Origin of the sequence: Pseudomonas sp. NBRC 111130, assembly GCF_001320485.1 — a bacterium.
GTDB lineage: Bacteria > Pseudomonadota > Gammaproteobacteria > Pseudomonadales > Pseudomonadaceae > Aquipseudomonas > Aquipseudomonas vlassakiae.
The window spans coordinates 1-18,282 of record NZ_BCBG01000011.1 but is presented as its reverse complement, the minus strand read 5'-3'; the positions used below and the strand labels follow the sequence as shown (position 1 = coordinate 18,282).

Below are 18,282 nucleotides of genomic sequence, written 5' to 3'. Positions count from 1 at the left end.
CTGACATGAGCAAGACACGTATTGCCTTTATCGGCGCCGGCAACATGGCCGCCAGCCTGATCGGCGGCCTGCGTGCCCAGGGCATGGACGCGGCGCAGATCCGTGCCAGCGACCCCGGCGCCGAAACCCGCACCCGCATCCAGGCCGAGCACGGCATCGAAGCTTTCGCAGACAACGCCCAGGCGATTGCCGGTGCCGACGTGGTCGTGCTGGCGGTTAAACCGCAAGTCATGAAGGCCGTGTGCGAGTCACTGAAGCCTAACCTGGCTGCTGGCCAGCTGATCGTCTCGATCGCCGCCGGCATCACCTGCGACAGCTTGCAGACCTGGCTCGGCGCCCGTCAGGTGGTGCGCTGCATGCCCAACACGCCAGCGCTGCTGCGCCAGGGTGTCAGCGGCCTGTACGCCACCGCTGAAGTGTCCGCCGAACAACGCCAGCAGGCCGAACAGCTGCTGTCGGCAGTCGGTACCGCCCTGTGGCTTGAGCAAGAGCAACAACTGGACGCCGTCACTGCGGTCTCCGGCAGCGGCCCGGCCTATTTCTTCCTGTTGATCGAAGCGATGACCGCTGCTGGCGAAAAACTCGGCCTGCCACGCGAAACCGCCTCGCAACTGACCCTGCAAACTGCCCTGGGCGCCGCGCGCATGGCGGTGGCCAGCGATGTCGACGCCGCAGAGCTGCGCCGCCGCGTCACCTCGCCAGCCGGCACCACCGAGGCGGCGATCAAGTCGTTCCAGGGCAATGGTTTCGAAGCCATCGTCGAGCAGGCGCTGGAGGCGGCGTCGAAGCGTTCTGCCGAGCTGGCCGAACAACTGGGCAAATAAGGAGCCGTTGATGAATGCATTGTCCGGCGCCGCGATCTTCGTGGTGCAAACCCTGGTCAGCCTGTACCTGGTGATCGTCCTGCTGCGCTTCGTGCTGCAACTGGTCAAAGCCAATTTCTACAACCCGCTGAGCCAGTTCGCCGTGCGCGCAACCCAGCCACTGCTCAAGCCGATCCGCCGGGTGATTCCGAGCATCGGCGGCCTCGACACCTCGTCGCTGCTGCTGGCGATCGTCATCCAGGCGCTGCTGATGGGCTTCGTGCTGATGGTCACCTACGGCACCTTCGGCGACGTGCTGCACCTGCTGATGTGGGCCATCATCGGTATCACCTCGCTGTTCCTGAAAATCTTCTGGGTGGCGATGATCGTCATGGTGATCGTGTCCTGGGTCGCACCGAACAGCCACAACCCGGCTGCCGAGCTGGCCTGGCAGATCAGCGAACCGGTGCTGGCACCGTTCCGCCGTATCGTGCCCAACCTGGGCGGCATGGACATCTCGCCGATCTTCGCCTTCCTGGCGATCCAGGTGATCCAGTCATTCGTCATGCCGCCTCTGGCCGCCTATGCCGGCATGCCACAGGAACTGTGGCGGATGATCTGAGCCCAAGGACTGCTGCTTACCTCCAGTGGCAAGCCTTCGCTTGCCGCTGGGGGGAGTGCTCTTTAGACTTACGCCTCCGTCAAGCGTGAGCAGGGTCGATGTCCACTGTCCTTCCCGAAGATTCCGTCGGTCTGGTTACACCGCAAATTGCCAGCTTCGATGAACCGCTGGCCTTGGCCTGCGGCCGTTCGCTGAACAGCTACGAGCTGGTCTACGAGACCTATGGCACCCTGAATGCCAGCGCGAGCAATGCCGTGCTGATCTGCCATGCCCTGTCCGGCCATCACCATGCCGCGGGCTACCATGCCGCCACCGACCGCAAGCCGGGCTGGTGGGACAGCTGCATCGGTCCCGGTAAACCGATCGACACCAACCGCTTCTTCGTGGTCAGCCTGAACAACCTCGGCGGCTGCAATGGCAGCACCGGCCCGAGCAGCGTCAATCCGGCCACCGGCAAGCCTTATGGCGCCGAGTTCCCGGTACTGACCGTTGAAGACTGGGTGCATAGCCAGGCGCGCCTGGCCGATCGCCTGGGCATCCAGCAGTGGGCTGCCATCGTGGGTGGCAGCCTGGGGGGCATGCAGGCCCTGCAATGGACCATCACCTACCCTGATCGCGTGCGCCACTGCGTGGATATCGCCTCGGCCCCCAAACTGTCGGCGCAGAACATCGCCTTCAACGAAGTGGCACGCCAGGCCATCCTTACCGACCCTGAGTTCCACGGCGGTTCGTTCCAGGACCAGGGCGTGATCCCCAAGCGCGGCCTGATGCTGGCACGCATGGTCGGCCACATCACGTACCTGTCCGACGACTCGATGGGTGAGAAATTCGGCCGCGAGCTGAAGAGCGACAAGCTCAACTACGACTTCCACAGTGTCGAGTTCCAGGTCGAAAGCTACCTGCGCTATCAGGGCGAGGAGTTTTCCGGCCGCTTCGACGCCAACACCTACCTGCTGATGACCAAGGCCCTGGACTACTTCGACCCGGCCGCTGCCAATGGCGGCGACCTGGCTGCAACCCTGGCCCACGTCAAGGCGGATTACTGCATCATGTCGTTCACCACCGACTGGCGCTTCTCGCCGGCCCGCTCGCGGGAGATCGTCGACGCCCTGATGGCGGCCCGCAAGAACGTCTGTTATCTGGAGATCGATTCGCCTTACGGCCACGATGCCTTCCTGATACCCACGCCTCGCTACATGCAGGGTTTCGCGAACTACATGAACCGCATCGTCATCTGAGGACAGCATGAGAGCCGATCTGGAAATCATCCACGACTGGATTCCCGCCGGCAGCCGGGTACTCGACCTGGGCTGCGGCAGCGGCGAGCTGCTGGCCTCGCTGCGCGACCGCAAACAGGTCACCGGCTATGGCCTGGAGATCGACCCCGACAACATCGCTGCCTGCGTGGCGAGGGGCGTCAACGTCATCGAGCAGGACCTCGACAAGGGCCTGGGCAACTTTGCCAGCAACAGCTTCGACGTGGTAATCATGACCCAGGCCCTGCAGGCCGTGGAATACCCAGACCGCATCCTCGATGAGATGCTGCGGGTGGGCCGCCAGTGCATCATCACGTTCCCCAACTTCGGCCACTGGCGCTGCCGCTGGTACCTGGCCACCAAGGGGCGCATGCCGGTCTCGGACTTCATGCCGTACACCTGGTACAACACGCCGAACATCCACTTCTGCACCTTCGCCGACTTCGAAGAGCTGTGCCATGAGCGCCGCGCCAAGGTTCTTGACCGCCTGGCCGTCGACCACTTGCACCGTAACGGGTGGGGCGGGCGGCTTTGGCCTAATCTTCTAGGTGAAATCGGCATCTATCGCGTCAGCAGCCCGGGCCTGCAGGAGCATCAACTGGCGGTCTGACGCCCACCGGAGGACTCGCACCATGCGTCGCCTAGCCCTGTTCCTGATCAGCCTGTGCCTGGCCCTGCCAGCGATGGCAGCCGATGCCGCCCGACCTGAGCGCAAGGAAGTGTTTGGCGACGTGACGGTGCACTACAGCGCCTTCACCTCAAGCCTGTTGCAACCGGACATCGCCGCTGCCACCGGGCTCAACCGGAGCAAGAACCAAGGCGTGCTCAACATCGCTGTGCTCAAGGCCGACAAGCCGGCCATGGCGGTGGTCAGCGGCACGGTGAAGGACCTGACCGGGCGCACAAGCCCGCTGTCGTTCAAGCAGATAACCGACCAGGGCGCGGTGTATTACATCGCCCAGTTCAAGATCGAGCAGGCCGAAACCTTGACCTTCGACCTGAATGTCGAAACCGGCGGGGTCAGCCATCAACTCAGTTTCAACCAGGAAGTGTTCCCAGGCGAATGATGAATTTCCAGCAACTCGTATTGGCCAGCCATAACGCCGGCAAACTCAAGGAACTCCAGGCCATGCTCGGCCAGTCCGTGCAGCTGCGCTCGATCGGTGAGTTCAGCCAGGTCGAACCCGAAGAGACCGGCCTTTCGTTCGTCGAGAACGCCATCCTAAAGGCCCGCAACGCTGCGCGCATCTCGGGCCTGCCGGCGCTGGCCGACGATTCCGGCCTGGCAGTTGACTTCCTCGGAGGCGCACCGGGCATCTACTCGGCGCGCTATGCCGATGGCAAGGGTGATGCGGCGAACAACGCCAAGCTGCTCGAGGCGTTGAAGGACGTGCCGCCAGAACAGCGCGGTGCCCAGTTCGTCTGCGTTCTGGCGCTGGTGCGCCATGCCGACGACCCACTACCAATTCTTTGTGAAGGCCTGTGGCACGGCAGCATCCTGTTCGAGGCCAGCGGCGAGCATGGCTTCGGTTATGACCCGCTGTTCTGGGTGCCGGAGCGCAAGTGCTCCAGCGCCGACCTCGCGCCTGAGGATAAGAACCAGCTCAGCCACCGCGCCCGCGCCATGGCCCTGCTGCGTCAACGTCTGGGCCTGGCATGATCGCAACGCTGTCCGCAGTCGACGCGGTGGCGCTCACCCGCCTGCCGCCGTTGGCCCTGTACATCCACATCCCGTGGTGCGTGCGCAAATGCCCGTACTGTGACTTCAACTCCCACGCCGCCGGGCCCGAGCTGCCGGAAGAGGCTTACGTCGACGCGCTGTTGACTGACCTCGACCTGGAGCAAGCCGCCGTGCAGGGCCGGCCCCTGTCGTCGATTTTCTTCGGCGGCGGGACCCCGAGCCTGTTCAGTGCCAAGGCCCTGGGGCGTCTGCTGCGCGGCGTGGAGCAACGCATCCCGTTCGCGGCAGACATCGAGATCACGCTTGAGGCCAACCCCGGTACCTTCGAGCAAGAGAAGTTCGAGGCCTACCGGCAGACCGGTATCAATCGCCTGTCCATCGGTGTACAGAGCTTCCAGCCGGCCAAACTCCAAGCGCTGGGCCGCATTCATAATGGCGACGAAGCGATCCGCGCCGCTGGCATGGCGCGCGCGGCCGGCTTCGACAACTTCAACATGGACCTGATGCACGGCCTGCCTGACCAGTCGCTGGATGACGCGTTGGGCGATCTGCGTCAGGCCATCGACCTCGGGCCGACGCACTTGTCGTGGTACCAGCTGACGGTCGAGCCAAACACGGTGTTCTGGAACCAGCCGCCAGAGCTGCCTGAAGACGACATCCTCTGGGACATCCAGGAAGCCGGCCAGGCGCTGATGGCGGCCAACGGTTTCAAGCAGTATGAAGTTTCGGCCTATGCCCAGGTTGACCGTGCCGCCCGGCACAACCTCAACTACTGGCGCTTCGGCGACTTCATCGGCATCGGTGCCGGCGCCCACGGCAAGCTGACGTTCGCCGATGGCCGCATCCTGCGCACCTGGAAGACCCGTCTGCCCAAGGACTACCTGAACCTGGCCAAGCCGTTCAAGGCCGGCGAGAAGCTGTTGCCGGTGGATGAGCTGCCGTTCGAGTTCCTGATGAACGCCCTGCGCCTCACCGATGGTGTGGAAGCCGAGCTGTTCACCCAGCGCACCGGGCTGCCCCTGGCACAGCTGGCCGAAGCCCGCCGCGCCGCCGAACAAAAGGGCCTTTTGCAGGTCGAACCGGATCGACTGGTGGCCACGCCACGCGGCCAGCTGTTCCTCAATGACCTGCTGCAGTATTTCTTGACCTAAGGATGACCCATGGATCTGGTACTTGATCTGCTCGCCACGGTTTCGCGCTGGAGCCGCAGCAATCTGTCTGAGATTTCCCTGGCCCTGGTAGGCTGCCTGCTGGTGCTGTTCGGCACCGACATCAAAGGCTGGGTGGACCAGCGCCTGGGTGCCCTGGCGGGCGCGCTGCGGGTACCGGTGATGGCTGCCCTGGTGATGATCGGCAGTGGTGCAGCGTTGATCTATGCCACGCCCTGGGTGGTGAAGGGATTGGGGCAGTTCAACAACTATGCGCTGGCGCCGGTGTTGCTGGTGGTGCTGGTACTTATCGGCGTGGTGGCCGATCGGCGCGGCTGAACCTCGCTGCGAAACACTGCCTAGAGAGGTACACCTAGCATTTTTGCCAGTTTCGAAGATCCCGCGATCAACTTCTAATGCAGGCTCGCGCTGCCGCGATTATCAGCGCCAGACCACATTAATCAGTCTTTCGCGAGGTTTTCGAACATGGCTACTGCACCCTATGTCGATTTTTCGCCGTTCGGCGAAGGCGACTTCAACGGTTGGAACAAACAAAGCAACGGATGGGAGTTGATAACCGACCGAGAGGATGATGGTAATTACTTTGTGCGCTTCCCGGAAGGTTGGGAAGGCAACGTGCTGGGGCCCCTGCTCGACAAGACCGTCACCGGGTTCAAGCCGGGTAGCCGCTACCGGTTTAGTGTAGATTTCCGTACGATCCCCGGCGATGATTTGTTTCGCACCGACGTTACGCTTGATGTCATCGGCGTCGCGCAACTGGCCGATCGGACCTTGACGCGTTTCGATTGGGATACCCTTTCGCTGGACTTCACTGCCACCGCCACCGAGCACCGCTTGATGATCATCGCGCGCGATCGGCTTGCCGAAAACAGCGAAGATGTGAATGAGCCTGGAACATTGGGACGAGCCCGAGACATGTCCCTGGACTTCATCCGCGTCTACGAGCTGAGCGAACACACAGAGCGCTTCGACCAGTACCAGGACATCCACCTCTTGCCGCGCGAGGTGTTCAACGCCGACCACATGTCGATTGGCCTTGCCGACAGCGCCCCCGGCAGCATCGCTATCCACCCGGTGCTACCCGAAGAGGGTAAGGCCAATCTGAAAAAAGTGCTTTGCCTGGCCCATAACGGCGGCAACATTTTCCCCGCTCAAACCACCCACCTGGAACTGGTCGGCACTTATCATGCGGTGGCATTCAATTGGGCAGGTATTGGTCAGCAGGCTTCAGCCAAAGCGTTCAATGAAGCCGGTGAAGAAGTTGCCACGCAGTCTATCAGCCCACAGCCGGGCGAAACGACCAACGCCCATGTCGAACTGGTCGCCCGTCGAGAAACGTTGATCAAGCGGGTTGAACTCACCTGCGGCAACCGCACCTTCATCGACAGTATTCGCTTGCTCACCGAAACGCCTGCTGCCACTGCATCGCACCTGCGTCAGGCAGCTGACCAGTTCGGCTGCGATGACTGGAATGGCTGGAGCAAGACCGCTGCGGCCATCGACCTGCAACTGGAGAGCGCCGATGGCCTGTACCGTATTGCGCCAAGACACGGTGTCGAGCAGACCGACACCGGCATCCTGCTGGAAAAAACAGTATCAGGGCTGACCGCAGGCAACAATTACCGCTTCAGCGTCAAGGCCCGCAGCCAGGCCGGCAGCCAGGCTTCGGTGCAGCTGGGCATCAGCGATGTCTTTTCCGAGGCGCCTACCTTGCTCGGTGAAGAATGGCAGGATGTCGAACGCATTTTCACTGCCAGGCAAGCTAGCCACACCTTCAGCATTGAGGCCCCGGGCGGGGCGAATGCCAAGGCCCAGGCATTCTTGGTCGAAAACGCCTGGCTTTCGACCACCAACAGCATTGTCGAAGACTTCAACGATATCACTCCGACACCGATCATCCGGCCAGGCAACAGCCAACAGACCGCACACGTGACCATCAGCCTGGGCAATGATCAGCAAGGCCAGGTCCACATACATGCGGTAGGGCCTATCGATGGCATGACCGAAGGCAAGAACGTCTGCATCAATGACGGCTCGATTGCCGAGCAGCAAACCGTTCGCTTCGATCTTGCTTATGAATGCGTCGGGGTGAAGTTCTCACTAACCAGTATGCTTGCCAACCAGCCGGGCCAGTTGGTGACATTCTTCGCGGCTGACGGCGAAACGATCGGGTCCCACCCGGTAACGGAGCGCAACAGCTGGGTGAATTTCAGCGCTGCGGGCAAGCGAATCAAGGCGTTTGAAGTGACTGTCGTGGCGAAGAGACGGGCCAGCCTGGATTTCCTTACCCTGATACTCAATTAAGGAACCTGAAAAAAACCGCCTCTCTAGAGGCGGTTTTCGGTTTGCATACGGGGTACGTTGCAGGTTCAGTCCACTTTCTCGAACTTCAAATCCCAAACCCCATGCCCCAGCCGCTCGCCGCGGCGCTCGAACTTGGTGATCGGGCGCTCTTCGGGGCGCGGCACATAGGTGCCATCTTCAGCACGGTTGCGATAGCCCGGGGCGGCGCTCATCACTTCCAGCATGTACTCGGCATACGGCTCCCAGTCGGTGGCCATGTGGAACACTCCACCAGGCTTGAGCTTGCGCCGCACCAGTTCGGCGAACTCCAGCTGAACGATGCGGCGCTTGTGGTGACGTGCCTTGTGCCATGGGTCAGGGAAGAACAGCATCAGGCGGTCGAGGCTATTGTCGGCCACGCAGCGGTTGAGCACTTCAATCGCATCGCAGTCATACACCCGCAGGTTCTTCAGGCCTTGGGTCAGCACGCCGTTGAGCAGCGCGCCGACACCTGGACGGTGTACCTCGACCCCGATGAAGTCCTGTTCAGGCGCGGCAGCGGCCATTTCCAGCAGGGAATGGCCCATGCCGAAGCCAATCTCCAGGGTACGCGGCGCCGAACGGCCGAATACCTGGTCGTAGTCCACCGGGCTGTCGGCCAGCGGCAGGATGAACTGCGGGCCGCCCTGGTCGAGGCCACGTTGCTGGCCTTCGGTCATGCGCCCGGCGCGCATCACGAAGCTCTTGATGCGGCGGTGTGGGCGCTGGTCGCCGTCGGTGGGGATCGGCGTATCTTGCGAGTCAGTCATCGGGGGCTCTTACTTGATCAGACCATCCAGCGGCGAAGAGGCGCTGGCGTACAGTTTTTTCGGCATGCGGCCGGCCAGGTAGGCCATGCGGCCAGCGAGGATGGCGTGCTTCATGGCCTCGGCCATCAGCACCGGCTGCTGAGCGTGGGCGATGGCGGAGTTCATCAGCACGGCTTCACAGCCCATTTCCATGGCGATGGTGGCGTCGGAAGCCGTACCAACACCCGCGTCAACCAGCACCGGCACCTTCGATTCTTCAAGGATGATCTGCAGGTTGTAGGGGTTGCAGATACCCAGGCCAGTGCCGATCAGACCGGCCAGCGGCATTACCGCGATGCAGCCGGCCTCGGCCAGCTGGCGGGCGATGATCGGATCGTCGCTGGTGTAGACCATCACGTCGAAGCCATCCTTGACCAGAACTTCGGCGGCCTTGAGGGTTTCGATCACGTTGGGGAACAGGGTTTTCTGGTCGGCCAGCACTTCCAGCTTCACCAGGGTGCGCGACTCGTGGGACTTGTGGCCATCGAGCAACTCGCGGGCCAGACGGCAGGTACGCACCGCCTCGACAGCATCGAAGCAACCTGCAGTGTTTGGCAGGATGGTGTACTTGTCGGGCGACAGCACGTCGAGCAGGTTCGGCTCACCCGCATTCTGGCCAAGGTTGGTCCGGCGCACGGCCACGGTGACGATCTCGGCACCCGAAGCCTCGGTGGCCAAGCGGGTTTCTTCCATGTCACGGTACTTGCCGGTGCCGACCAGCAGGCGCGACTGGAAAGTGCGACCGGCCAGGATGAAGGGCTTGTCGCTACGAACGTTGCTCATCGTTGTTCCTCGGGAAAAGATTGCGGGGCTTGCAGGTAAACGCCGGCCCGGTTTCAGCCGCCACCAATGGCATGGACCACTTCGACCTGGTCGCCTTCGCTCAGCTGCGTGCTGTCGTGCTGGCTACGCGGCACGATATCCATGTTGAGTTCCACCGCCACCCGGCGCCCGGTCAGTTCCAGGCGGGCCAGCAGGGCCGCGACGCTTTCGCCAGCGGGCAATTCGTAAGGTTCACCGTTCAGTTGAATGCGCATGCGCACGGCCACCATTGTTCTTTGGGGGCCCGCATTCTAGCGCCGATCCACGCGTGAACCCAAGGGCGCTGCACGCCATTAGTCGCGATTGTGGACCGCTTGGTCAGCCCAGGCGCCAGGCAGCCATGCCCAGGCACAGCCAACCGGCAAGGAAGCACAGGCCGCCGAAGGGGGTGATGATGCCCAGTTTGCCCAGGCCGCTGAGCGTCAGCAGGTACAAGCTACCGGAGAACAGCACGATCCCCAGGGCGAACAGACCGCCAGCCCAGCCGACCAGGCGCCCCGGCAGGTGCGCCGAAAGCACGGCGACACCAAAGATCGCCAAGGCATGCACCAGCTGATAGGTGACCCCGGTATGGAAAATGGCCAGGTAATCAGCCGTCAGACGGTCCTTCAGGCCATGTGCGGCGAACGCGCCCAGGGCGACGCCGGTAAAGCCGAAGAAGGCAGCGAGCATGAGGAAGCTGCGAAGCATGGGACGACTCCTTGTATCGGGTCTGTATAATGGCCCGTTCCACCGGTCCGGCCAAGCCATCGCCATGCTGTCATCCATTCTCCGCCGCCTCGCCCGCGCCCTGCTCTGGTTCGCTGCCGGCAGCATCGTGCTGGTGCTGGTGTTTCGCTGGGTACCACCGCCTGGCACGGCCTTGATGCTCGAACGCAAGGTGCAATCATGGGTGAGTGGCGAGCCGATTGAACTGCAACGCGACTGGGAGCCATGGGAGAACATCTCCGACGAACTCAAGGTGGCAGTCATCGCCGGTGAAGACCAGAAGTTTGCCAGCCATTGGGGCTTCGACATTCCGGCCATCCAGGCGGCGCTGGCGTACAACGAGCGTGGCGGCAGCATTCGTGGTGCCAGCACCCTGACCCAGCAGGTAGCCAAGAACCTGTTCCTGTGGTCGGGACGCAGCTGGTTCCGCAAGGGGCTGGAGGCCTGGTTCACGGGGCTGATCGAACTGTTCTGGTCGAAGGAGCGGATTCTTGAGGTTTACCTGAACAGCGCCGAGTGGGGCAAAGGCGTGTTCGGCGCCCAGGCCGCGGCGCGTTATCACTTTGGTGTCGATGCCAGCCGGCTGACCCGCCAGCAGGCCGCACAACTGGCCGCCGTGCTGCCGAGCCCGATCAAGTGGAGTGCCAGCCGGCCCAGCGCCTATGTGGCAAGCCGGGCGGGCTGGATTCGCCGGCAGATGAGCCAGCTGGGCGGGCCCAGCTACCTGATGCAACTGGACAGCTCGCGCAGGCCGTAACCCCGACAAAAAAGCCGCTCACCCTCTCGGGTCAGCGGCTTTTCAATGCAGCCAGGTCAGGTCAGACGGTGATCAGCGCCTTGACCTTGTTCATTGCATTCTTCTCCAGCTGGCGAATACGCTCAGCAGAAACGCTGTACTTGTCAGCCAGCTCATGCAGCGTGGCCTTTTCTTCCGCCAGCCAGCGCTGGTAAAGGATATCGCGGCTCCGGTCATCCAGGCCTTGCAGTGCTTCGTGCAGGTTGCTGGTGGAGTTGTCGCTCCAGTCGGCATCCTCCAGCTGCACAGCCGGATCGTAGCGGTGGTCTTCCAGATAATGCGCTGGCGACTGGAAGGCGCTGTCGTCATCCGCTTCGGCTGCCGGGTCGAAGGCCATGTCCTGGCCACTCAGGCGGCTTTCCATCTCGCGCACTTCGCGCGGCTCGACGCCGAGGCTTTCCGCCACGCGATGCACTTCGTCGTTGTTCAGCCAGGCCAGACGCTTCTTCTGGCTACGCAGGTTGAAGAACAGCTTGCGCTGGGCCTTGGTGGTGGCCACCTTGACGATGCGCCAGTTACGCAGGATGAATTCGTGGATCTCTGCCTTGATCCAGTGCACGGCGAAGGACACCAGGCGCACACCCATTTCCGGGTTGAAACGCTTGACCGCCTTCATCAGGCCGACGTTGCCTTCCTGGATCAGGTCAGCCTGCGCCAGACCGTACCCTGCATAGCTACGTGCGATATGCACAACGAAACGCAGGTGGGCCATCACCATTTGCCGAGCGGCCTCGAGATCCTGCTCATAGTAGAGACGCTCGGCCAGATCACGCTCCTGCTCGACAGACAGCAGCGGGATGCTGTTGACCGTGTGCACGTAGGCTTCCAGGTTTGCACCGGGCACCAGGGCATAGGCAGGTTGCAACGATGTGGTCATTCAAGAACCTCCGACTTACAAAACTCGCGCCTTGTGAGCGCTGCCAACATTGACCCGGAACGACCGTACAAGTTCCATCGTGAAGGAAATGTCAATGCTGGCACGTAAAAACTATCGCGGCGCCAGCTCGTTCAAATGGCGGGCGACTGCGATCCATGCACCGATATACCCCAACAGCACCGCTCCGATCAAGAGCGACAGACCATCGGACGCCGGCACCCCGCCCAGGGCGAAGTCACTGCCATACAGCCCGGAAAGCCCTACCACGGCCTCGTTGAGCCAGTTCAGGCCAAAGGCCAGGATGGCCCAGGCCAGCACCCCCGCACCCAGGCCGTACAAGGCGCCCATGTACAGGAAAGGCCTGCGAACGTAGCTGTCTGTACCGCCCACCAGCTTGATCACTTCGATCTCGATGCGGCGGTTTTCGATATGTAGACGAATTGTGTTACCGATTACTAACAGCAGCGCGGAAATCAGCATTACCGCCAGGCCGAAGACAAAACGGTCGCCCAGCTTGAGGATCGCCGCCAGCCGCTCGACCCATACCAGGTCAAGTTGTGCATTCTCAACCCTCGGCAGCTCCGAAAGACGTTGACGAAGGGCTTCCAGGGCCGGTTTATCGACTTCGGTCGGGGTCACCACCACCACACCGGGCAACGGGTTGTCAGGCAGCTCGCGAAGGGCCTCGCCTAGCCCGGACTGCTGCTGGAACTCTTGCAGGGCCTGCCCGGGGCTGACGTATTGGGCGTCGGCGACCCCCGGCATGCGCTTGATGTCGTCACGCAGGGCTTCACCCTGCTGGCTACCAGCATCGAGCTTCAGGTACAGCGAAATCTGTGCGGCGCGTTGCCATGAGCCACCCAGCACCTCGATATTCTTCAGCAGCAGCGACAGCCCCATGGGCATGCTCAGGGCCACGGCCATCACCAGGCAGGTGAAAAAGCTGCCGATCGGCTGCTTGCCCAGCCGTCGAAGGCTGTCGGCCAAGCTGGCGCGATGGCTTTCCAGCCAGGCCTGCAGCAGGGTGCGGAAGTCCGGGCCGTCGTCATCGTGATCGCCGCCCTTCTTCCTGGCCGGCTGCGGGTCGGCAGCCTTGGGCGCAACGCGCTCGGAAACCTTTGGTGTACGTGTAGTGCTCATTGCCCGGCCTCCCCATCGCCGATCAGACGACCGCGCTGCAGGGTCAGCATGCGGTGGCGCATGCGCGCAATCAGTGCCAGGTCGTGACTGGCGATCAGAACCGTGGTGCCCAGGCGGTTGATATCCTCGAACACACCCATGATCTCCGCGGCCAGCCGCGGGTCGAGGTTACCGGTGGGCTCATCCGCCAGCAGCAAGGCCGGCTGGTGAACTATCGCGCGGGCAATACCGACCCGCTGCTGCTGGCCGGTGGACAGGTCGGCCGGGAACAGCTCGCCCTTGTCGGCCAGCGACACCCGCTCCAGCGCCGAATCAACGCGTTTGGCGATCTCGGCCTTGGACAAGCCGAGAATCTGTAGCGGCAGGGCGATGTTGTTGAACACGGTGCGGTCGAACAGCAGCTGGTGGTTCTGGAACACCACGCCAATCTGCCGACGCAGGAACGGGATCTGCGCATTGCTGATCTGGCCCAGGTCCTGCCCTGCCAGCATCAGCTTGCCGCTGGTCGGGCGTTCCATGGCCAGCAACAGGCGCAGCAAGGTGCTCTTGCCAGCACCCGAGTGCCCGGTGACGAACAGGAACTCGCCCCGGCGCGCGCGGAAACTCAGCTCGTGCAAGCCGACATGGCCGTTGGGGTAGCGCTTGGCAACCTGTTCGAATCGGATCATGGTCAGTCTCGCTCGGCGAACAGAGCCTTGACGAACGGCTCGGCTTCGAATGTGCGCAGGTCGTCGATGCCTTCACCGACCCCGATGAAGCGGATCGGCAGCTTGAACTGCTTGGCCAGGGCGAAGATCACCCCACCTTTGGCAGTGCCATCCAGCTTGGTCAGCGCCAGGCCGGTCAGCTCGACGCTCTGGTGGAAGTACTTGGCCTGGCTGATGGCGTTCTGCCCGGTACCGGCGTCGAGCACCAGCAGCACCTCGTGGGGTGCCTCGGCATCGAGCTTGCCGATGACCCGGCGGACCTTCTTGAGCTCCTCCATCAGGTTGTCTTTGGTGTGAAGCCGGCCAGCGGTGTCGGCGATCAGCACGTCGATACCACGGGCTTTGGCAGCCTGTACCGCGTCGAAGATCACCGAGGCGGAATCGGCGCCAGTGTGCTGGGCAATCACCGGGATCTGGTTACGCTCGCCCCAGACCTGCAATTGCTCCACGGCAGCGGCACGGAAGGTATCACCGGCAGCCAGCATGACCTTCTTGCCTTCCAGTTGCAGCTTCTTGGCCAGCTTGCCGATGGTGGTGGTCTTGCCGGCACCGTTCACGCCGACGACCAGAATCACATAGGGCTTGTTCTGCGCCTGGACCTTGAGCGGCTGCTCGACAGGGCGCAGCAGTGCTGCCAGCTCCTCCTGCAGCGACTTGTACAGCGCGTCGGCGTCGGCCAGCTGCTTGCGGGCGACCTTCTGGGTCAGGTTCTGAACGATGGCCGAGGTGGCTTCGACGCCGACGTCGGCCGTCAGCAGACGGGTTTCGATCTCGTCGAGCAGGTCGTCATCAATGACCTTCTTGCCCAGGAACAGGCTGGCCATGCCCTCGCCGATGCTGGCGCTGGTCTTCGACAGGCCCTGCTTGAGGCGGGCGAAGAAACCGGGTTTGGACTGCTCGGTGGCGACCGGGGCAGCGACCTCGGGAGCGGGTTGCGGCTCCACAGGTGCAGGGGCCACGACTGGCGCCACGACCACCGGTTCTGGTGCGGGACGCTCCGGAATCACGGGCGGCGCCTTCGGCTGCAGGTCCGGCACCAGCGCCACAGGCTCTTCGGCTACCGGCAGCACCAGGTTGCTGACAGGGGCTGCGTGCTCGACCACCGGGGCAGTCTCGACCGGCGCTGCTTGTACAGGCATGGAAGCGATTGGCTCGGGCAGCGGAGCGACCAGCGGCTCGGAAGCGACCGGTTCAGGCTCGGGCGCCACTACTGGCGTGGAAGCGACTGGCTCTGGCACAGGCGCTTCGACCACCGGAGGCATAGGCTCGACCGGCGCAGGCGGCTGTACTTCGACACGTGGCTGCTCGGCGGCGGGCTGCGGCGTTACCGGCTCGGCTGGCTGCACCTCGGGCGCTGGTAGCTCAGGCGTTTGAGGCTGTTCGGCGACAGGTTGCTGCGGCTTCTTGCGAAACCAGCTGAACAGGCCTTTTTTCTCGCCAGCCTCGGCCGGCGCTTTTTTGTCGTCGTTGGAACCAAACATGGAAGACGGCTATCTCAGGGTAGCGATGAGCCAGCAACTGGCACATCAGGAATTCTCTAAACGCAGAACAGACTATTTTGAATCCGACTGGTTCATGCGCAATGTTTTGTCTTAATGGGCCTGCGGGCCAGAACGGCGACAGGCATGGTCGCCAGGCAACCGGATCAGTATCCTAGCACCTCCTGGCCCGCCGACGCTAAACCAGCGGGCCGCCGAACAGGTTAATCTCCGTATGAATGCTCTAGCCCGCCGCGCCGCTGGCCTGTTGCTCGGCACGCTCTGCCTGCCGCTCGCGGCGTTCGCCGCCGACGTGCAACCGACCCACGAATTCATCCTCGACAACGGCCTGAAAGTGGTCGTGCGCGAAGACCACCGTGCCCCTGTGGTCGTCTCGCAGATCTGGTACAAGGTCGGCTCGAGCTACGAGACCCCAGGCCAGACCGGCTTGTCCCATGCCCTGGAGCACATGATGTTCAAGGGCAGCGCCAAGATCGGCCCTGGCGAGGCCTCGCGCATCCTGCGTGACCTCGGCGCGGAAGAAAACGCCTTCACCAGCGACGACTACACCGCCTACTACCAGGTGCTGGCCCGCGACCGCCTGCCAGTGGCCCTTGAGCTCGAAGCCGACCGCCTGGCCAGCCTGCGCCTGCCTGCCGACGAGTTCGCCCGTGAAATCGAGGTGATCAAGGAAGAGCGCCGCCTGCGTACCGATGACCAGCCAAGCTCCAAGGCCTTCGAGCTGTTCCGCGCCATGGCCTTCCCGGCCAGCGGCTACCACACCCCGACCATCGGCTGGATGGCCGACCTCGAACGCATGAAGGTCGAGGAACTGCGTCACTGGTACGAATCCTGGTACGCACCGAACAACGCCACCCTGGTGGTGGTCGGCGATGTCACCGCCGATGAGGTCAAAGGCCTGGCACAAAAATACTTCGGCAGCATCCCCAAGCGCGCCGTGCCACCCGCCAAACTGCCGCTGGAACTGGCCGAACCGGGCCAGCGCCAGCTGACCTTGCACGTACGCACCCAGTTGCCGAGCCTGATCTACGGTTTCAACGTACCGGGCCTGGCCACTGCCAAGGAGCCACGCACCGTGCATGCCCTGCGGCTGATCTCGGCCCTGCTCGACGGCGGCTACAGCGCGCGCATGCCGGCACGCCTGGAGCGTGGCCAGGAACTGGTGGCCGGTGCCTCGTCCAGCTACAACGCCTTTACCCGAGGCGACAGCCTGTTCCTGATCTCGGCCACGCCGAACGTGCAAAAACAGAAAACCTTGGCTGACGTCGAAAAAGGCCTCTGGCAGCTGCTCGACGAACTCAAGACCACTCCGCCAAGCGCCGAAGAGCTGGAGCGCGTGCGCGCGCAGGTCATCGCCGGGCTGGTCTACGACCGCGACTCCATCAGCAGCCAGGCCACCACTATCGGCCAGCTGGAAACCGTCGGCCTGTCCTGGAAGCTGATCGACAGCGAGCTGGACGAACTCAAGCGCGTCACCCCGGAAGACGTGCAAAACGCCGCACGCACCTATTTCACCCGCGAACGCCTGAGCGTTGCCCATGTATTGCCTGAGGAGTCCGCTCATGAGTGATCGCAGCGCACCACGCTACACCCTGATCGGCACGGGCATCATCGCGCTGGTAGTGGCCGTGGCCGCCGTGCTCGCCCGGCCGGCACATTCCGAGGCCGAAAGCAGCCCCGCCCGCCCGGCCAACACCCTGCAATCGCTGGCCGAGCTTGACGGCAAGGCACCCAGCAGGCGCCAGCTGAACATCCAGAACTGGACCACCGCCGAAGGCGCCCGGGTCTTGTTCGTCGAGGCCCGCGAGTTGCCGATGTTCGACTTGCGCGTGACTTTCGCCGCTGGCAGCAGCCAGGACGGCCACACCCCTGGCCTGGCCAGCCTGACCAACGCCATGCTCAACGAGGGCGTGGCCGGCAAGGACGTGACCGCCATCGCCGAGGGCTTCGAGGGCCTGGGTGCTGACTTTGGCAACGGTTCCTATCGCGACATGGCCGTGGCCTCGCTGCGCAGCCTGAGCGCCCGGGACAAACGCGAGCCCGCCCTCCAGCTGTTCGCCGAAGTGACCGGCAAGCCAACCTTCCCGGAAGACGCCCTGAAACGCATCAAGAACCAGCTGCTGGCCGGTTTCGAGTATGAGAAACAAAACCCTGGCAAGATCGCCGGCAAGGCGCTGTTCAGTAAGCTCTACGGCGATCACCCGTACGCTCAGCCAAGCGATGGCAGCGCCGAGAGCGTACCAGGCATCACTCTTGAGCAGCTGCGCGCCTTCCACGCCAAGGCCTATGCCGCTGGCAACGCGGTGATCGCCCTGGTCGGTGACCTTAGCCGCGAGGAAGCCGAGGCCGTCGCCGCCCAGGTCTCCGCTGCCCTGCCCAAAGGCCCGGCACTGGCCAAACCGGCCCAGCCGGTCGAGCCCAGGGCTGGCGTCACCCATATCGACTTCCCGAGCAAGCAGACGCACCTGATGCTCGCCGAGCTTGGCATCGACCGCCAGGACCCGGACTGGCCGGCCCTTTCGCTGGGCAACCAGATCCTCGGCGGCGGTGCCTTCGGCACCCGCCTGATGAGCGAAGTCCGCGAAAAACGCGGCCTGACCTACGGCGTGTACTCGGTATTCAGCCCGATGCAGGTGCGTGGCCCGTTCATGATCAACCTGCAGACCCGCGCCGAACTCAGTGAAGGCACGCTCAAGCTGGTACAGGACATCCTTGCCGACTACCTCAAGAGCGGCCCGACCCAGCAGGAGCTGGACGACGCCAAACGCGAGCTGGCCGGCAGCTTCCCGTTGTCCAATGCCAGCAATGCCAGCATCGTCGGCCAACTCGGCGCCATCGGTTTCTACAACCTGCCCCTGACCTGGCTGGAGGACTTCATGCAGCAGTCCCAGGCGCTGACCGTCGAACAGGTCAAGGCAGCGATGAACAAGCACCTGGCAGCCGATAAGCTGGTGATTGTCACCGTTGGCCCGAAAGTGCCACAGAAGCCACTGCCTGCCCCCACTGACAAACCGTCCGAGCAGCCGCTCGGCGTACCGGAGCACTAATGCCTAGATCCACCCCACCCGCCC

20 protein-coding genes are annotated in these 18,282 nt (G+C 63.1%); 12 read left to right on the top strand and 8 right to left on the bottom strand.

Annotated features, from left to right (window positions below; all coding sequences use genetic code 11):
• Window positions 1-5 precede the first annotated feature (5 nt).
• The 9 genes from proC (at window position 6) to APH33_RS05620 (ending at window position 7,835) form a co-directional block, all read left to right on the top strand.
• Window positions 6-824 carry a pyrroline-5-carboxylate reductase gene (gene proC / locus APH33_RS05660; protein ID WP_054884213.1) on the top strand — a complete coding sequence of 273 codons (819 nt, stop codon included), beginning with the start codon at window positions 6-8 and terminating at the stop codon, window positions 822-824.
• 10 nt (window positions 825-834) lie between these two features.
• The gene (locus APH33_RS05655) at window positions 835-1,425 is read left to right on the top strand and encodes a YggT family protein (RefSeq protein WP_027920981.1); all 591 of its coding nucleotides are present in this window, start codon (window positions 835-837) and stop codon (window positions 1,423-1,425) included.
• Window positions 1,426-1,523: 98 nt separating this feature from the next.
• Window positions 1,524-2,663 (top strand): homoserine O-acetyltransferase, encoded by a 1,140-nt coding sequence (locus APH33_RS05650; protein ID WP_054884212.1) that lies wholly within the window; start codon window positions 1,524-1,526, stop codon window positions 2,661-2,663.
• Between the two features lie 7 nt (window positions 2,664-2,670).
• Window positions 2,671-3,291 (top strand): methionine biosynthesis protein MetW, encoded by a 621-nt coding sequence (metW, locus tag APH33_RS05645; RefSeq protein ID WP_054884211.1) that lies wholly within the window; start codon window positions 2,671-2,673, stop codon window positions 3,289-3,291.
• A gap of 22 nt (window positions 3,292-3,313) precedes the next feature.
• Window positions 3,314-3,748, top strand: coding sequence for a DUF4426 domain-containing protein (locus APH33_RS05640; protein WP_054884210.1), 435 nt, complete (start codon window positions 3,314-3,316; stop codon window positions 3,746-3,748).
• Entirely contained in the window at window positions 3,745-4,341 is a 597-nt protein-coding gene (gene rdgB / locus APH33_RS05635) for an RdgB/HAM1 family non-canonical purine NTP pyrophosphatase (RefSeq protein WP_054884209.1), read from the top strand. The genes APH33_RS05640 and rdgB overlap by 4 nt, the downstream gene beginning before the upstream one ends.
• Window positions 4,338-5,513: a radical SAM family heme chaperone HemW gene (gene hemW / locus APH33_RS05630; protein WP_054884208.1), complete on the top strand. Its 1,176-nt coding sequence runs from the start codon at window positions 4,338-4,340 to the stop codon at window positions 5,511-5,513. The genes rdgB and hemW overlap by 4 nt, the downstream gene beginning before the upstream one ends.
• A 9-nt stretch (window positions 5,514-5,522) precedes the next feature.
• Window positions 5,523-5,849 carry a DUF3392 family protein gene (locus tag APH33_RS05625; RefSeq protein WP_027920975.1) on the top strand — a complete coding sequence of 109 codons (327 nt, stop codon included), beginning with the start codon at window positions 5,523-5,525 and terminating at the stop codon, window positions 5,847-5,849.
• A 147-nt stretch (window positions 5,850-5,996) separates the two neighbouring features.
• Window positions 5,997-7,835 carry a carbohydrate binding domain-containing protein gene (locus APH33_RS05620; RefSeq protein WP_054884207.1) on the top strand — a complete coding sequence of 613 codons (1,839 nt, stop codon included), beginning with the start codon at window positions 5,997-5,999 and terminating at the stop codon, window positions 7,833-7,835.
• 65 nt (window positions 7,836-7,900) lie between these two features.
• Here APH33_RS05620 and trmB read toward each other — a convergent pair whose 3' ends face one another.
• From trmB to APH33_RS05600, 4 genes are all read right to left on the bottom strand, one after another.
• Window positions 7,901-8,623 carry a tRNA (guanosine(46)-N7)-methyltransferase TrmB gene (gene trmB, locus APH33_RS05615; RefSeq protein ID WP_054884206.1) on the bottom strand — a complete coding sequence of 241 codons (723 nt, stop codon included), beginning with the start codon at window positions 8,621-8,623 and terminating at the stop codon, window positions 7,901-7,903.
• Window positions 8,624-8,632: 9 nt separating this feature from the next.
• Window positions 8,633-9,445, bottom strand: a complete 813-nt coding sequence (locus APH33_RS05610) for a thiazole synthase (protein ID WP_027920973.1) — start codon at window positions 9,443-9,445, stop codon at window positions 8,633-8,635.
• Between the two features lie 53 nt (window positions 9,446-9,498).
• Window positions 9,499-9,699 (bottom strand): sulfur carrier protein ThiS, encoded by a 201-nt coding sequence (gene thiS / locus APH33_RS05605; RefSeq protein WP_054884328.1) that lies wholly within the window; start codon window positions 9,697-9,699, stop codon window positions 9,499-9,501.
• Between the two features lie 103 nt (window positions 9,700-9,802).
• Window positions 9,803-10,174, bottom strand: a complete 372-nt coding sequence (locus tag APH33_RS05600; RefSeq protein ID WP_054884205.1) for a DUF423 domain-containing protein — start codon at window positions 10,172-10,174, stop codon at window positions 9,803-9,805.
• Window positions 10,175-10,238: 64 nt separating this feature from the next.
• Between APH33_RS05600 and mtgA the strand changes: the two genes are divergently transcribed.
• Window positions 10,239-10,949 (top strand): monofunctional biosynthetic peptidoglycan transglycosylase, encoded by a 711-nt coding sequence (gene mtgA, locus APH33_RS05595; protein ID WP_054884204.1) that lies wholly within the window; start codon window positions 10,239-10,241, stop codon window positions 10,947-10,949.
• Window positions 10,950-11,010: 61 nt separating this feature from the next.
• Here the strand turns inward: mtgA and rpoH are convergent, their stop codons facing one another.
• The 4 genes from rpoH to ftsY all read right to left on the bottom strand — a co-directional run bounded on the left by rpoH (window position 11,011) and on the right by ftsY (window position 15,193).
• Entirely contained in the window at window positions 11,011-11,865 is an 855-nt protein-coding gene (gene rpoH, locus APH33_RS05590; RefSeq protein ID WP_054884203.1) for an RNA polymerase sigma factor RpoH, read from the bottom strand.
• 111 nt (window positions 11,866-11,976) lie between these two features.
• Window positions 11,977-13,005: a permease-like cell division protein FtsX gene (gene ftsX, locus APH33_RS05585; RefSeq protein WP_054884202.1), complete on the bottom strand. Its 1,029-nt coding sequence runs from the start codon at window positions 13,003-13,005 to the stop codon at window positions 11,977-11,979.
• Window positions 13,002-13,673 (bottom strand): cell division ATP-binding protein FtsE, encoded by a 672-nt coding sequence (ftsE, locus tag APH33_RS05580; RefSeq protein WP_009684915.1) that lies wholly within the window; start codon window positions 13,671-13,673, stop codon window positions 13,002-13,004. The genes ftsX and ftsE overlap by 4 nt, the downstream gene beginning before the upstream one ends.
• 2 nt (window positions 13,674-13,675) lie before the next feature.
• Window positions 13,676-15,193, bottom strand: coding sequence for a signal recognition particle-docking protein FtsY (gene ftsY, locus APH33_RS05575; protein ID WP_054884201.1), 1,518 nt, complete (start codon window positions 15,191-15,193; stop codon window positions 13,676-13,678).
• Between the two features lie 232 nt (window positions 15,194-15,425).
• Between ftsY and APH33_RS05570 the strand changes: the two genes are divergently transcribed.
• A complete protein-coding gene (locus tag APH33_RS05570) occupies window positions 15,426-16,781 on the top strand; it encodes a pitrilysin family protein (protein ID WP_054884200.1) in 1,356 nt (451 codons plus the stop codon).
• Window positions 16,774-18,258: a pitrilysin family protein gene (locus APH33_RS05565; protein ID WP_054884199.1), complete on the top strand. Its 1,485-nt coding sequence runs from the start codon at window positions 16,774-16,776 to the stop codon at window positions 18,256-18,258. The genes APH33_RS05570 and APH33_RS05565 overlap by 8 nt, the downstream gene beginning before the upstream one ends.
• Window positions 18,259-18,282: the final 24 nt, after the last annotated feature.

Coding starts and splice junctions, on each gene's coding strand:
- rpoH (WP_054884203.1), bottom strand. CDS start 11,865: ATGACCACATCGTTGCAACCTGCCTATGCCCTGGTGCCCGGTGCAAAC.
- APH33_RS05655 (WP_027920981.1), top strand. CDS start 835: ATGAATGCATTGTCCGGCGCCGCGATCTTCGTGGTGCAAACCCTGGTC.
- hemW (WP_054884208.1), top strand. CDS start 4,338: ATGATCGCAACGCTGTCCGCAGTCGACGCGGTGGCGCTCACCCGCCTG.
- mtgA (WP_054884204.1), top strand. CDS start 10,239: ATGCTGTCATCCATTCTCCGCCGCCTCGCCCGCGCCCTGCTCTGGTTC.
- thiS (WP_054884328.1), bottom strand. CDS start 9,699: ATGCGCATTCAACTGAACGGTGAACCTTACGAATTGCCCGCTGGCGAA.
- APH33_RS05640 (WP_054884210.1), top strand. CDS start 3,314: ATGCGTCGCCTAGCCCTGTTCCTGATCAGCCTGTGCCTGGCCCTGCCA.
- ftsX (WP_054884202.1), bottom strand. CDS start 13,005: ATGAGCACTACACGTACACCAAAGGTTTCCGAGCGCGTTGCGCCCAAG.
- APH33_RS05600 (WP_054884205.1), bottom strand. CDS start 10,174: ATGCTTCGCAGCTTCCTCATGCTCGCTGCCTTCTTCGGCTTTACCGGC.
- APH33_RS05570 (WP_054884200.1), top strand. CDS start 15,426: ATGAATGCTCTAGCCCGCCGCGCCGCTGGCCTGTTGCTCGGCACGCTC.
- APH33_RS05565 (WP_054884199.1), top strand. CDS start 16,774: ATGAGTGATCGCAGCGCACCACGCTACACCCTGATCGGCACGGGCATC.
- APH33_RS05610 (WP_027920973.1), bottom strand. CDS start 9,445: ATGAGCAACGTTCGTAGCGACAAGCCCTTCATCCTGGCCGGTCGCACT.
- rdgB (WP_054884209.1), top strand. CDS start 3,745: ATGATGAATTTCCAGCAACTCGTATTGGCCAGCCATAACGCCGGCAAA.
- ftsY (WP_054884201.1), bottom strand. CDS start 15,193: ATGTTTGGTTCCAACGACGACAAAAAAGCGCCGGCCGAGGCTGGCGAG.
- APH33_RS05650 (WP_054884212.1), top strand. CDS start 1,524: ATGTCCACTGTCCTTCCCGAAGATTCCGTCGGTCTGGTTACACCGCAA.
- metW (WP_054884211.1), top strand. CDS start 2,671: ATGAGAGCCGATCTGGAAATCATCCACGACTGGATTCCCGCCGGCAGC.
- proC (WP_054884213.1), top strand. CDS start 6: ATGAGCAAGACACGTATTGCCTTTATCGGCGCCGGCAACATGGCCGCC.
- APH33_RS05620 (WP_054884207.1), top strand. CDS start 5,997: ATGGCTACTGCACCCTATGTCGATTTTTCGCCGTTCGGCGAAGGCGAC.
- trmB (WP_054884206.1), bottom strand. CDS start 8,623: ATGACTGACTCGCAAGATACGCCGATCCCCACCGACGGCGACCAGCGC.
- ftsE (WP_009684915.1), bottom strand. CDS start 13,673: ATGATCCGATTCGAACAGGTTGCCAAGCGCTACCCCAACGGCCATGTC.
- APH33_RS05625 (WP_027920975.1), top strand. CDS start 5,523: ATGGATCTGGTACTTGATCTGCTCGCCACGGTTTCGCGCTGGAGCCGC.